At 64.1% G+C, this 13,143-nt stretch carries 13 protein-coding genes; 5 read left to right on the forward strand and 8 right to left on the reverse strand.

Going from position 1 to position 13,143, the window contains the following annotated elements; translation table 11 throughout:
• Nucleotides 1–14: 14 nt before the first annotated feature.
• Complete coding sequence (locus AC07FD_RS26380) at nucleotides 15–971, reverse strand: LysR substrate-binding domain-containing protein (RefSeq protein ID WP_477225525.1); 957 nt, start codon at nucleotides 969–971, stop codon at nucleotides 15–17.
• A gap of 177 nt (nucleotides 972–1,148) precedes the next feature.
• On the opposite strand from AC07FD_RS26380, the gene AC07FD_RS26385 reads away from it, so the two are divergent.
• Entirely contained in the window at nucleotides 1,149–1,439 is a 291-nt protein-coding gene (locus AC07FD_RS26385) for a DUF1127 domain-containing protein (protein WP_478352228.1), read from the forward strand.
• 164 nt (nucleotides 1,440–1,603) lie between these two features.
• On the opposite strand, the gene AC07FD_RS26390 is transcribed toward AC07FD_RS26385, so the two are convergent.
• The 4 genes from AC07FD_RS26390 to AC07FD_RS26405 all read right to left on the reverse strand — a co-directional run bounded on the left by AC07FD_RS26390 (nucleotide 1,604) and on the right by AC07FD_RS26405 (nucleotide 5,789).
• Nucleotides 1,604–2,638 carry a DUF937 domain-containing protein gene (locus tag AC07FD_RS26390; protein ID WP_478352229.1) on the reverse strand — a complete coding sequence of 345 codons (1,035 nt, stop codon included), beginning with the start codon at nucleotides 2,636–2,638 and terminating at the stop codon, nucleotides 1,604–1,606.
• A 103-nt stretch (nucleotides 2,639–2,741) separates the two neighbouring features.
• Entirely contained in the window at nucleotides 2,742–4,115 is a 1,374-nt protein-coding gene (locus tag AC07FD_RS26395; protein WP_478352230.1) for a glutamate--cysteine ligase, read from the reverse strand.
• 245 nt (nucleotides 4,116–4,360) lie between these two features.
• The gene (locus AC07FD_RS26400; RefSeq protein WP_478352231.1) at nucleotides 4,361–5,095 is read right to left on the reverse strand and encodes a 16S rRNA (uracil(1498)-N(3))-methyltransferase; all 735 of its coding nucleotides are present in this window, start codon (nucleotides 5,093–5,095) and stop codon (nucleotides 4,361–4,363) included.
• 31 nt (nucleotides 5,096–5,126) lie between these two features.
• Nucleotides 5,127–5,789 carry a hypothetical protein gene (locus tag AC07FD_RS26405; protein WP_478352232.1) on the reverse strand — a complete coding sequence of 221 codons (663 nt, stop codon included), beginning with the start codon at nucleotides 5,787–5,789 and terminating at the stop codon, nucleotides 5,127–5,129.
• An 88-nt stretch (nucleotides 5,790–5,877) separates the two neighbouring features.
• Between AC07FD_RS26405 and AC07FD_RS26410 the strand changes: the two genes are divergently transcribed.
• Together AC07FD_RS26410 and AC07FD_RS26415 are read left to right on the forward strand one after the other, a co-directional pair.
• A complete protein-coding gene (locus tag AC07FD_RS26410) occupies nucleotides 5,878–6,576 on the forward strand; it encodes a type 1 glutamine amidotransferase (RefSeq protein ID WP_478352233.1) in 699 nt (232 codons plus the stop codon).
• A 293-nt stretch (nucleotides 6,577–6,869) separates the two neighbouring features.
• Nucleotides 6,870–7,001, forward strand: coding sequence for a hypothetical protein (locus AC07FD_RS26415; protein ID WP_257784452.1), 132 nt, complete (start codon nucleotides 6,870–6,872; stop codon nucleotides 6,999–7,001).
• Between the two features lie 38 nt (nucleotides 7,002–7,039).
• Here AC07FD_RS26415 and AC07FD_RS26420 read toward each other — a convergent pair whose 3' ends face one another.
• From AC07FD_RS26420 to AC07FD_RS26430, 3 genes are read right to left on the reverse strand one after another with little or no spacing between them, the layout of a single operon-like run.
• Nucleotides 7,040–7,831 (reverse strand): metallophosphoesterase, encoded by a 792-nt coding sequence (locus AC07FD_RS26420; RefSeq protein WP_478352234.1) that lies wholly within the window; start codon nucleotides 7,829–7,831, stop codon nucleotides 7,040–7,042.
• Between the two features lie 35 nt (nucleotides 7,832–7,866).
• Nucleotides 7,867–9,003, reverse strand: a complete 1,137-nt coding sequence (locus AC07FD_RS26425) for an alpha-hydroxy acid oxidase (protein WP_478352235.1) — start codon at nucleotides 9,001–9,003, stop codon at nucleotides 7,867–7,869.
• Nucleotides 9,004–9,046: 43 nt separating this feature from the next.
• Nucleotides 9,047–9,826 (reverse strand): FCD domain-containing protein, encoded by a 780-nt coding sequence (locus AC07FD_RS26430; RefSeq protein WP_457151378.1) that lies wholly within the window; start codon nucleotides 9,824–9,826, stop codon nucleotides 9,047–9,049.
• A 208-nt stretch (nucleotides 9,827–10,034) separates the two neighbouring features.
• Between AC07FD_RS26430 and AC07FD_RS26435 the strand changes: the two genes are divergently transcribed.
• Both AC07FD_RS26435 and AC07FD_RS26440 read left to right on the forward strand, forming a co-directional pair.
• Complete coding sequence (locus AC07FD_RS26435) at nucleotides 10,035–11,357, forward strand: DUF3422 family protein (protein ID WP_478352236.1); 1,323 nt, start codon at nucleotides 10,035–10,037, stop codon at nucleotides 11,355–11,357.
• Nucleotides 11,358–11,495: 138 nt separating this feature from the next.
• Complete coding sequence (locus AC07FD_RS26440; protein WP_478352237.1) at nucleotides 11,496–12,992, forward strand: FAD-linked oxidase C-terminal domain-containing protein; 1,497 nt, start codon at nucleotides 11,496–11,498, stop codon at nucleotides 12,990–12,992.
• Nucleotides 12,993–13,143 lie beyond the last annotated feature (151 nt).

A 13,143-nucleotide genomic window follows, 5' to 3' on the forward strand; every position in this document is an offset into this window, starting at 1 on the left:
GGGGAGGATGTGGCCTACCAGCCCGGCAGGATCTGGTTCGGCTTCGTCCGCTTCATCTTGGCATAGGCGAGGGCGGCGAAGTCGAATGTCCCGGTCTCTTCGCCGATCGGCACGGAAATATTGTCCAGGCTTTCCGAGATGTGGCGGGCAAGTGCATCGACGATCTCCGGTCGCGACGTCTGGCCGCGCATGATGCCGATGCGGCAGTCGGGCAGGGCGCCGAAGCCGTCGGCTTCGCCCAGCACCCGCATGCCGGGCCTGAGCGCGCATTCCGGCAGCACCGAGATCGCCAGGCCGGAAAGTACGGCGGCGGTGATGACGGTCGCCGAGAAGCTGGTGAACAGGATGCGATACTCGCGGTTCTGCTGGTCTAGCACGTCGACGGCGGCGCGCCGCCAGATGCAATTTGGCCGGCCAAAGGCCATCGGCAGCGTCTGCTGCTCGTGCGTCGCATGGTTGGCGGAGGTGACCCACAGCAGCGGCTCGCGCCGCACCACCTCCGACTGGCCGCGTACATCGTTGTGCGTCACCAGCGCCAGGTCGAGATTGCCGCGCTTGATATGCTCGACCAGCCCTGGCGTCGGCTCGCAGATGACGGTCAGTTCGACGCGCGGATTGGAGCGCGTGAAGCGCGCCATGATCTCGGGCAGGAAACGGTCGGCATAGTCGTCCGGCGTGCCGATGCGGATCGTGCCTTCGAGCCGCCGGTCGTCGAAGGCGGCCAGTGTTTCGCGGTTGAGATAGAGCAGCCGCCGCGCATAGGAGAGCAGCTTGTCGCCCTCCTCGGTCAGCCTGTTGGTACGCCCGTCCTTTTCGAACAGCGGCTTGCCGATCCGCTCTTCCAGCCGGCGCATCTGCATCGATACTGCCGACTGTGTCCGGTGCACCTCTTCGGCCGCCCGCGTAAAGCTGCCGGTGTCGGCAATCGAGATGAAGGTCTGCAACTGATCGAGATCGAGTGGCGCTTTCATCGGTCCAATCCATCACTAGTGTTGATGCCTAGGATTAGAAACATTCGTTGGATTAATCAATCGGTCGATGGCAAATTGTGATTGTCCACATGAAGGCATGTGAATCGAAGCTGAAACGGTCGCTGTCGCCAGCGCCGATGGCAGGGCTTTGTCCGTTCGAGTCTGAAGGAGACCGACATGACCACGTTTGATTTCGCCACCGAGACCTCGCGCATCACCTCGCGTCCGGCCGTTGCGACGCGCGTGGCAAACACCGTCTCAAACGTTTACCGCGCCTGGAAAAACCGCCGCGCCTTCTATCGCCTTGGCGAGATGTCGGATTCCGAACTCGCCGATATCGGCCTGACGCGCGCCGACCTCCATGTCGCCATCGACATACCGTTTGGCCGCGATCCGACGAAGATCTTGCGCGAAATCGCCAGCGATCGCGTCGAAACGATCGAGGATCTCGCCCGCCAGGTGGCCTGATCGCCTGGATTGGTTGCTATCACATCGGTTGCCGTGAACCTTTTTAGGGTTCGACGCGACTGACGAGTATGCAGGCCCCACTCCCTGCCGGATCCCCGCCGGCCCGCCTGCACTCTGGCCCGGTCCTCCCAGGACCGGGCTTTCTTTTGAAGTGCCGATCGGTGCTACCGCCGATCCATGTCCCGCTTGAACTGGTCGAAGATCGTTTCCAAGCCCTTCTGGTACTCGTCACGTTGCTGGGCGCCGGTCTCGAACATCTTGCCGAACAGGTCGTCGAACGGGTTCCTCGGCCGGCCGCTCGGATTGGTCTGCGGCTGCGGCGTCTGCCGCTGCGGTGGTGCCTGTGGCTCTTGCGGCGCCGGCTGTCCGCCCCCGCCGAAGCCGCCACCGCCGCCTTGCCGCAGCATCTCCTCGAAGATTTTGCCCAGTGGGTTGTCGCCATAGGGGCTCTGGGTTTGCTGCGGTTGCGATTGCTGCGGCTGCGGCGCCCCACCGCCGAACATGTCCTGCAGCACCTTGCCGAGCGGATTGTCGCCATAGGGATTGGGTGCCGGCTGCGGCTGGCTTTGCGGCTGCGGGGCACCGCCGCCGAACACGTCCTGCAAAACCTTGCCGAGCGGCTTGTCCATCGGATTCTGCGGCTGCGGTGCCCGGCGTGGCTGTGGGGCGGGGGCTTGCATGCCGCTTTGCCGCATCATCTGCTCGATGATCTCGCCGAGCGGATTGTTGCCACCACCAAAACCACCAGCGGCGGCCTGCATCTGGCCCCCTGTCAACTGGCTTGTCGTCTGCTTGAACAGCCCGCCCATGACCATCGAGGCGATCGCCGGCAGCATCTGCTGCAGGATCTGCTGGCTGACGCCGCTGGCTTGCGCTGCCTGGCTGGCCACGGCCCGCGACAGGTCCTTCGAGCCGAACAGGTGGCCCAAAATGCCGTTGCCCTCATCGACGCCTTGCGGCGAGAAGGCTCGGGTCGCGTCCTCGAAATACTTGGCGTGCTGGCCGCTTGCCATTGCCGTCATGAAGGCGCCGAGCCCATAGGGATCGGCAGTGTTGCGCTGCAGCCCCTGCGAAAAGGCCGGCAGCAGAGCGGCGACGGCCGCCTGGGTCTGCTGCATCGAAAGCCCGTATTGTTGGGCAAGGGCCTGCATGCCGTTGCCGTTCTGGGCCTGCGCCAGCATATCGAACAAGGTAGGCATCGGCTTCTCCTCCGGGAAATCCTAGGGTGGAGAGCCTAATTCGTTTCGACGGCCGATTGAAGCGGCTTTTGCCAATCAATCGGCCGCGCCGATCCTCGCTGGGTTAGTAGGCGTATTCCATGAAAACCGGCTCGATCGAGCCGCCCCAGCGCGTGTGGTAGGCGGAGAGCATCTCCTCGGCGCTGGTGGTGCCGCGTGCGACCACTTCATCGAGCGTGTTGAGGAACGAGGTCTCGTCATAGCCGTCGCGGTTCTTGCGGCCACGGTTCTTCAGGCCCATGCGTGAGATGACCATCACGTCGCGGGCGATCTCGCGCAGCGTGGTGTTGCGGAAGGGTGCGGAAATGCCTTGTTCCGGCACCGCGTTGCGCATCGCCAGCGCTTCGTCATATGTCCAGCTCGAGGTCAGTGCCTCGGCGGCGTCGAGCGCTGCCTCGTCATAGAGCAATCCGACCCAGAAAGCCGGCAACGCGCAGATGCGCCGCCACGGCCCGCCATCGGCGCCGCGCATCTCGAGGAAACGCTTCAGCCGCACGTCCGGGAACAGCGTCGACAAATGGTTCGCCCAGTCGCCCATCGTCGGCAGCCCGTCCGGCACTTCATTGCGCGCGGCGCCGGCCATGAACTGGCGGAAGGTGATGTGCGTCATGTCGTGATAGTGGCCGTCGCGTATGACGAAATACATCGGCACGTCGAGCGCCCACTCGACATAGTCGGCGAAACCGAAATCGGGCGAGAAGCAGAATTCGAGCAGGCCCGAGCGCTGGTTGTCGGTGTCGCGCCAGATGTCGCCGCGCCAGCTCTGCAATCCGTTTGGCCGGCTCTCGGTGAACGGGGAATTGGCGAACAATGCCGTCGACAGCGGCTGCAGCTTCAGCGACACCTGCATCTTGCGGCGCATGTCGGCTTCGCTCTCGAAGTCGAGGTTCACCTGGATCGTGCAGGTGCGGTACATCATGTCGAGACCCTTGGTGCCGACCTTTGGCATGTAGCGCGTCATGATCTCGTAGCGCGACTTCGGCATTTTCGGCGTTTCGGCCAGCGACCATTTCGGGCTGCCGCCAAGGCCGAGAAAGCGAATACCCATCGGCTCGGCGATCTCGCGCACCTGTGCCAGATGCGCATTGCCCTCGCGGCAGGTCTGGTGGATCGTCTCCAGCGGCGCGCCGGACAGCTCGAACTGGCCACCCGGCTCTAGCGAAATCGCACCCTGGCCGGTGGGTTCGACCAGGCCGATGATGCGGCCGTCATCGATGATCGGATCCCAGCCGAGTTTCTGCTGCATGCCTTCGAGGATGGCGCGGATGCCGCGCTCGCCGCCATAGGGCACAGGCGCGTTGCCGTCGACATAGAACGGGAATTTCTCGTGCTCGGTGCCGATGCGCCACTTGTCGCGCGGCTTGTTGCCTTCGGCCAGATGCTCGACGAGTTCATCGACGCCTTCGATCGGGCGGAAATCGGTTGTGTCGCGCGCCATGATAGAGCCCTCCGCACATAATCCCGAAAATCGGCTTTCGATTTTCGGAAAGGATCACGTGCCCCTTCAAGTGTTACAGCGTCCTTTGCGCGTCCGAAAGGACACGCGGAGTTGTAGGACGGTCGGACGACCGCCGGCGCTAGATGGACGAAATGTCAGTAGTCGATCAAGCGAAAAATCCTGAGCCACAGGTCAACAGGAATTGAACGATACTGCGCTCTCCGTCCCTTGCAAGGAATGAAGTCTCACCAGTCTCCGACGGTTGCCTGGATCACCGAAAGTGCTGCCACCGCCGCCGTATCGGCGCGCAGGATACGCGGTCCGAGCGGAATGGCCGTGACGAAGGGCAGGGCGCGCAGCATCTTGCGCTCGTCATCGGAGAAGCCGCCCTCCGGCCCGACCAGCAGCCCGAGCTTCTTTTCCTTGACCGCCTGCAGAGCCGGCAGCGGATTGTTGGTCGAGGCGTCCTCGTCGCAGAAGATCAGCCGCCGCTCTCTGTCCCAGCCGGTCAGCAGGCGGTCGAACTTTTCCGCTTCGCGCACCTCCGGCACCGCCAGGATGCCGCACTGTTCGGCGGCTTCGACGACATTGGCGCGCAGGCGATCGATGGAAGGTTTTGCCACTTGCGTGTGCTGGGTGATCACCGGCTGCAGGACACCAGCGCCCATCTCGACCGCCTTTTGCACGAGATAGTCGAGCCGGCCCTGCTTCAGCGGCGCAAAGCAGTAGATGAGATCGGGAAGCGGCGGCTGCGGCCGTTGCAGCGCCAGCACCTTTAGCCGCACCGCCCTTTTTGTCTTCGCCGCGATGGCCGCCGACCACTCGCCGTCACGACCGTTGAACACCAGGATTTCGGCGCCTTCGCCAAGCCGCAGCACATGCAGCAGATAGTGGCTCTGCTGCTGACCGGCATCGAACTCGATCTCTGGCGCGAGATCGTCGGACACGAACAGGCGTTGCATCTTGTAATTGGCGCGCATCGCCGAGGAATGAGCGAGCCGCCCGCCGGCGTCAAGCCTCGGCGGTCGGATGCCACACCGGCCGAAAGCCATGCTGCAGGACGGCGAGCGTCGTGGCCGGCGTCAGCAGCGCAAGCACCTTGCCTTCGATGAGGCTGAAATCAGCGGGTGGGCCATATCCGGCAAAGGACCAGCGCAGCGCCTTGCCGCCGCGCAAGGCATAGGCGTTGCCGCCATCAGCAACCATCGCGCCGTCGGGAAGACCGGCAAGGTTCTCGAGGGCCAGCATCGGTGGCTTGCCACCGGACGCCAGCCGCTCCTTGTGCAGCCGCTTGTCGACCTGCGGCGCGCGTGGCTCGGCAATGCCGAAGGCTTCGCCGAAGCGGCCGACGAAATCCTTGGCCCGTTCGCGCTGGCAAAAGAAGCAGGGGCGATGCCCGGCCGCCAGCGCCGTCACCTCGTCGAGGAAGAACAGCTCCGTCCAACCGGCTTTGCCACCCAAATGGTCGTCGCTCTTCCGGTTGCGGCCCATCGGCTCGCGCCGGACGTCGCGGAATTGGCAGACGCAGATGATCCAGGCCGGAAGCGCCCAGCGCCTTTTCAGCAGCGTCTTTGTCTCGGGATCGTGGATGATGCCGCGATTTCCGGTGAACAGCCCGCGCTCGGGCGCGGCGTGGATGGCGCCGAACGGATCGACCCGGTTCTGCAGTGGCATAGTTTTCTCCCGCAACACGCATCTTGGCTGCAATGCTGGCGGCATGATATCGCTCCTCGCATCATTTTCATGTCAGCAGGGTTTTGCGATGCGGGTGCTGGTGGTCCAGAACTTCGACAATACCGGTCTTGGCCAGGTAGGCGCGGCTCTGGCGGAAGCGGGCGCCGACCTTGATCTGCGTTTGCCCTACAAGGGCGATCCCCTGCCGGATGATGCTGGCGGGCACGATGCCTTGGTGGTGCTCGGCGGTGGCCAGAATGCGCTGGACGATGACGACTACCCCTATTTCCCGGCTCTGCTCGAACTGACCCGCGATTTCGCCGACAAGGACCGTGCCGTGCTCGGCATCTGCCTCGGCAGCCAGCTCGTTGCCCGCGCTTTCGGCGGCGAGAACCGCATCGGTGGAGCCAACGAGTTCGGCTGGCACGGCGTGTCGCTGACGCCGGACGCCAAGGCCGATCCGGTGCTGGGCACGTTGCCGGAAGAATTCCCGATCTTCCAGTGGCACGACGACACGTTCGTGCTGCCTGAAAACGCCGTGCGGCTTGCCGGAAATGATGTCGCCGAGAACCAGGCGTTTCGCGTCGGCCGTGCCGTCTACGGCTTCCAGTTCCATTTCGAGGCCGACCGGCCGATGGTGCAGGACTGGAGCACGTCATTTGCGCCGACCATCGCCGCGCGCCATCCCGACTGGGCTGACAAGCTTGAGGGAGAAATGGCCCGCAACGGGCCTGATGCCGACGCTGCCGGCCTGGCCATCGCCCGCGCCTGGGTGGCGACGATCTGAGCGTCCTCCCTCGGCGCCCTGCCGCGTGACATAATTGGCACGCGGCGGTGAAACCGCCTGGGGAAAACCCCTTTCATCCTTGGCTTGTGTCCGCCCGTCATCCTAGAAGGCGCGCGCTCTGCGTCGGCTGTGCAACCGCGGTGAACCTTTGGTGTGACCCGCGCGACACACCGTCGATACAGAACGCGCCTAGAAGCGCGAAATCGTCGAAACTTTGAAGCGAATTCTCCGTTTCAACGCATTGGTAACCGCCTGGTGCACAGATGCAGCAAGCTCAACAAGAGATGACGTCCGTGAAAGCAGCGCTTCTGTCCTTTGCCATGTTGTCCGCCATCGTGCTGTGCGGCCTCGGCATCTATTCCGCCGACGCAGCCAACAACCACAACGCCGTCGACGGCTACGGCGTCACCGCCTCGCTTCGCTAAAAGCCGGAGCGTTTTTCGCGTCCCTGGACGCGCCGCGCTCAAGCTCCCTTCGTCGTCCCAGCCTCCTTGATCGTGATCGTCAGGATGCGTTTGTCCGGGCCGTCGACGACGAGCGCGCTAAGCATGCCTGATTGCCAGGCAAGCGTGTCGACATTGACGCGGTTGGCCATCACTTCCGCTTCCGGCACCGGCGTGTGCCCGTGCACCACGATCTTCGGGAACAGGCCCGGATAATTGTGGAAGATGTCGCGGATCCACATCAGATCCTGCGGGTTTTGCCTTGCCAGCGCGATACCCGGCCTGATGCCCGCATGGCAGAAGAAGAAATCCCCGAGCGTCAGCGAAAGCCGCAGCGACCGCAAAAAATCGATATGGGTTTGCGGCACCGCCTCGACCAGGGATTCATGTCCTTTGCGCACGGCGGCCTCGGCTTTGCCGAACCACATGCTGGTGCCTTCACTGATCGCCACGCCGTAGGACAGCGCCGTCTGGATGCCGCCGAAACGGATGAAAAGCCCTTCCGGGTCGGGCTTCTTGAGAAAGTCGAGAAAGCCGACGTCGTGGTTGCCGGCCAGCATCACATGCCGCCGATCGCGCTCTCGCGCCTCGATCAGGAAGTCGATGACGCCTTTGGAGTCCGGTCCACGGTCGACATAGTCGCCAAGATGGATGACGCGCCAGTCGGCAGGCGCATCCCGCTCGATCTCATCCTCGATCCGCTGATGCATGGCGGCCAGCAGGTCGAGCCGGCCATGCACGTCGCCGATCGCATAAAGACGCACACCTTCCGGCCCATGCGCGTCGAGAAAATGGATGCCGGGTTCTGCCAACTCTGCGCGGTCTCCGTGGTCAGGCTGTCACGGACTTAGCGCCGGAGCTGGTCCTTGCCCATGTCGGTGACCAGACGCTTTCCGCACAGCGCCAGCGTGATGTCCATCTCCTTGCGGATGATTTCCAATGCCTTGGTAACTCCTTCCTTGCCGAGCGCACCCAGGCCGTAAAGAAATGGCCGGCCGATATAGGTACCCTTGGCGCCGAGGCAGAGCGCCTTCAGCACATCCTGGCCGGAGCGGATGCCGCCATCCATGTGCACTTCGATCGTGTCGCCGACCGCGTCGGCAATCTCCTCCAGCGCCATGATCGAAGACGACGCGCCATCGAGTTGCCGCCCACCATGGTTGGAGACGATGATGGCGTCGGCGCCGGTCTTGGCCGCCATCAGCGCATCTTCCTTGTCGAGAATGCCCTTGAGGATCAGCTTGCCGCCCCAGCGTTCCTTGATCCAGGCGACATCCTTCCACGACAGATGCGGATCGAACTGCTCGGTCGTCCACGAGGACAACGAGGCGACGTCGCCGACGCCCTTGGCGTGGCCGACAATGTTGCGGAAGGTGCGGCGCTTGGTGCCGGCCATGCCCATCCACCAGCGCGGGCGAATGGCGATGTCGGCGACGTTGGCCAGGGTCATCCTGGGCGGCGCCGAAAGTCCGTTGCGGACATCCTTGTGGCGTTGCCCGAGGATCTGCAGGTCGAGCGTCAGCACCAGCGCCGAGCACTTCGCCGCCTTTGCCCGGTCGATCAGGTCGAGCACGAAATCCTTGTCGCGCAGCACATAGAGCTGGAACCAGAATGGCTTCCTGGTCACCGAGGCGACGTCCTCGATCGAGCAGATGCTCATCGTCGACAGGGTAAACGGCACGCCGAACTCCTCGGCCGCCTGCGCCGCCAGCATCTCGCCATCGGCATGCTGCATGCCGGTCAGGCCGGTCGGCGCCAGCGCCACCGGCATTGTCACCTTTTCGCCGATCATGGTCGATTCCAGCGAGCGGTTGCTCATGTCGACCAGCACGCGCTGGCGGAATTTGATCTTGGCGAAATCCTCCTCGTTGGCCCGGTAGGTGCTTTCAGTCCAGGCGCCGGAATCGGCGTATTCGAAGAACATTTTTGGCACGCGCCGGCGCGCGAGGTCCTTGAGATCGGCGATTGTGAGGATTTGGCTCATGAGGGTCCCCGCTTATCAGTCCTGGGAGCGTCTGCGTGTGGTTTCATCTGGCCCCTTCAGAACGTTGCCTGAGCCTCAGCCGCGAGACGCGTTGCCAGTCGCCGCTGCGCTCGGCCTCGGCCATCGACCGCTCGACATAGATCATGTGGTCCATCGCCGCTTGCCGCGCGGCCGCAGGGTCACCGGCCTTCACCGCGGCATGGATCGCCCGGTGCTGGGCAAGCAGCGCGTCGCGCGCGCCGGGCACGGTGAACACCAGCAGCCGGTTCTGGAACACGCCTTCCGACAACAGCCGGTAGCAGGAGCGCAGCGTGTGCAAGAGCAGGATGTTGTGCGCGCACTCGCAGATCGCGTGGTGGAATTCGACATCGATTTCGGCTTCGTCGTCGAAATCGCCGGTCCGGTGCGCTTCGTCCATGCGCGCCATGATGCGGTCGAGCAGCGCCAGATCCTCCGGCGTGGCGCGTCGCGCCGCATACTCAGCCGCGACGCCCTCGATCTCGCGGCGGTATTCCAGGTAGTCGGCCACCGCTTTGCGATGCATCGAGATCAGGTCGGCCACCGGCTTGGTGAACAGCTGGCCGATGATGTCGGCGACATGCGTGCCGCCGCCGGCCTTGGTCGTCAAAAGGCCGCGCCCTTCGAGCGCCTTGAGAGCATCGCGCAGGATCGGCCGCGACACGTCGAACTGGCGTGCGAGCTCGCGCTCGCCCGGCAACCGGTCGCCGGTGCGCAGCACGCCTTCCAGGATGAGGCTCTCGATCTGCTGCACCACCTCGTCGGCGGTGCGCGAATGCTCGATCCTGGAAAAAATGTCGCTCAACAGAATGCCTGGAAGGTGAACCGCTGTCGTGCAGGATAAAGCCTGCGTCGCCAACTGGTCAAATTATTTATCCAATTGGTCGAAGCGGGTCGATTTTGACGCCTGACGCCATATCGTCTTCAGCTAAACTTTGCTGTTTGCGTCATCTGGCCATTGGCCCTAGAGGGACGCAATGTAAGAGGGTCTAGAGAACCCCGGGGGACAAGCCGTGTCAGACGACCCGTCCAATCTCGAGTTCCAGCCGCGCGCCAAGGGCAGCGTCATGGGTTTTCCCGCGCATGAGGGCCGGCCCGGTGCGCTTGGCGAGGTCCATGCCCGGCCGCATCCGCTGATCGAAAAGCCGCGTGTCCTGGTGCAACTCGCCTTCATGACCGAGGGCGGATCCGGTGTCGACCATGCGGTGCTGTCCGAACTATCGCGGCGTCTGGGCATTGCCGCGCCCGACCGCCAGGCCCGCCACCACGCCATGAAGTGGGGCAAGGGCTCGCTGCGCTGGGAGCGGCACACGGAATTCTCGACCTATCTGTGGGAAGGCCCGCTCTCCGAAAGCGGCAGGGCGCTGGAGGACTCGCCGTTCGGCAACGGGTTTTCCCCGCCGGGAACCGTCATCTCGGGGATCAGGCTCGAAATCCGCAAGTGGACGCAAGCGAGTGAGCGGCTGATCGCCGGCTTCGACCCGACCAGCCTGTGCTATTCGCTGGTCGAACGCGGCAACGCCGCCATCGTCACCGATTTCCGCCAGGATGGCGACGGCATGACCCGAATGCTGGTGCTCGACCGCGGCCTGACGCCGGCGCGAACCGGGGCGCTGTCGCAACGGCTAATCGACATCGAAACCTACCGAATGCTGGCCATGCTTGGCCTGCCATTGGCGCTGACCCTGTCCGGCCGCGCGCGCCGCATCGAGGACAGGCTGGCGCAGACCACGCTGGAAATGAAGGTCGCCGAAACCCGCGACAGCCAGACGCTGCTGGCCGACCTGACCGAGCTTGCCGCCGAGTTGGAAGCGGACGCCGCGTCGAGCCTCTACCGTTTCGGCGCCAGCCGCGCCTATGACGGCATCGTCGTCGAACGGCTGGAGGCGCTCGACGAAGAAGCCGTGCCCGGCTACGACACCTGGGGTGGGTTCCTGCAGCGCCGCGTCGCACCGGCCATGCGCACCTGCCGTTCGGTCGAGGAGCGCCAGGCCAATCTGTCGCGCAAGCTGACCCGCGCCACGACGCTGCTGCGCACCTGGGTCGATGTCGAGGTCGAGAAGCAGAACCGCGACCTGCTGGCGTCGATGAACAATCGCGCCCGCCTGCAACTGCGCCTGCAGCAGACCGTCGAAGGCCTCTCTGTCGCCGCCGTCTCCTATTATGTGGTCGGCCTCGTCGGCTATGTCGCCAAGGGCGCCTCGATCTTCGGCCATGCCTTCGCGCCGGAGGTCGTCACCGCCGCCTCGGTACCCGTCGCCATTCTGCTGGTGTGGTGGGGCGTGCGCCGCGTGCGCCGGATGCATTCCGAACCCGGCAAGCCGGCGGGCGAATAGGGCTGTACCCGCAGCGGCACATTGCCGCTGCGGAAGCCTGTCCGGCGGTGACTTTGGACTTTCCGCCAAAGCGGGATTTGCAACCACCGCGCTTCACTGGTAAAAGATTTTGACCAGTCAAGCAAAACGAGGCTGCAGATGTCCGGCCTGGCCATGCCGAAACCAGACGACGCCACGATGCGCCGGCGCGACGAGATCGTCGCCGACATGCGCATTATCGTCCCGGGCGAGGGCGTTGTCGACGCCGCCAATTCCATGCGGGCCTTCGAGAGTGATGGCCTGACCGCCTATCGGCAGCTGCCGCTGGTCGTCGTGCTGCCACAGACGGTGGCGCAGGTTTCCCGCGTGCTGAAATACTGCAACGACCGCAACATTCGCGTCGTGCCGCGCGGCTCCGGCACCTCGCTGTCTGGCGGCGCATTGCCGCTGGAAGACGCGGTGCTGTTGGTCATGAGCCGTTTCAACCGCATCCTGGCGATCGATTTCCCCAACCGCGTCGTCGTCGCCCAGCCGGGCGTCACCAATCTCGGCATCACCACCGCCGTCGAGCAGGAGGGCTTCTACTACGCCCCCGATCCATCCTCCCAGATCGCCTGCTCGATCGGCGGCAATGTGGCAGAAAATTCCGGCGGCGTGCACTGCCTGAAATACGGCCTCACCGCCAACAATGTGCTCGGCATTGAGATGGTGCTGATGAATGGCGAGGTGGTGCGGCTCGGCGGCAGTCACCTCGATGCGGAAGGTTACGACCTGCTCGGTGTCATGACCGGCTCCGAAGGGCTGCTCGGCGTCGTCACCGAAGTCACCGTGCGCATCCTGAAAAAGCCGGAGACCGCACGCGCCCTGCTGATCGGCTTTCCGACCAGCGAGCAGGGCGGCCAGTGCGTCGCCGACATCATCGGCGCCGGCATCATTCCGGGCGGCATGGAAATGATGGACCGGCCGGCGATCCATGCCGCGGAAGATTTCGTCCATGCCGGCTATCCCCTGGATGTCGAGGCGCTGCTGATCGTCGAACTCGACGGGCCGAGCGTCGAGGTCGATCACCTGATCGGCCTTGTCGAAGCTATCGCCTACAAGAACGGTTCGACCACCTGCCGCATCTCGCAATCGGAGCAGGAGCGGTTGAGCTTCTGGGCCGGCCGCAAGGCGGCCTTTCCGGCGGTCGGCCGCATCTCGCCGGACTATTACTGCATGGACGGCACCATCCCGCGCAAGGAACTGCCGCGCGTGCTCGCCGGCATGCGTGAGCTGTCGGAGACATACGGTCTCGGCGTCGCCAATGTCTTTCACGCCGGCGACGGCAATCTTCATCCGCTGGTCCTTTACGACGCCAATGTGCCGGGCGAACTCGACAAGGCCGAAAGCTTCGGCGCCGACATATTGCGGCTCTGCGTCAAGGTCGGCGGCGTGCTCACCGGCGAACACGGCGTTGGCGTCGAGAAGCGCGACCTGATGCCGGAGATGTTCAACCAGATCGACCTCGACCAGCAGATGCGGGTCAAATGCGCCTTCGACCCCAACCATCTGCTCAACCCGGGAAAGGTCTTCCCGCAGCTTCGCCGCTGCGCCGAACTCGGCCGCATGCACATTTCCGGCGGCAAGCTGCCGTTTCCGGACATTCCGAGGTTTTGAGGGGGAATGTCGGCGCTTGAACACCCCCCTCTGTCCTGCCGGACATCTCCCCCGCAAGGGGGGAGATTGGCTGGCCGCAATGCTGGTGCTTATCCTTCAACCAAAGGAATTTGCGAAAGCCGTGGTGACAATCTGATCTCCCCCCCTTGCG

It is taken from the genome of Mesorhizobium waitakense, assembly GCF_056431085.1.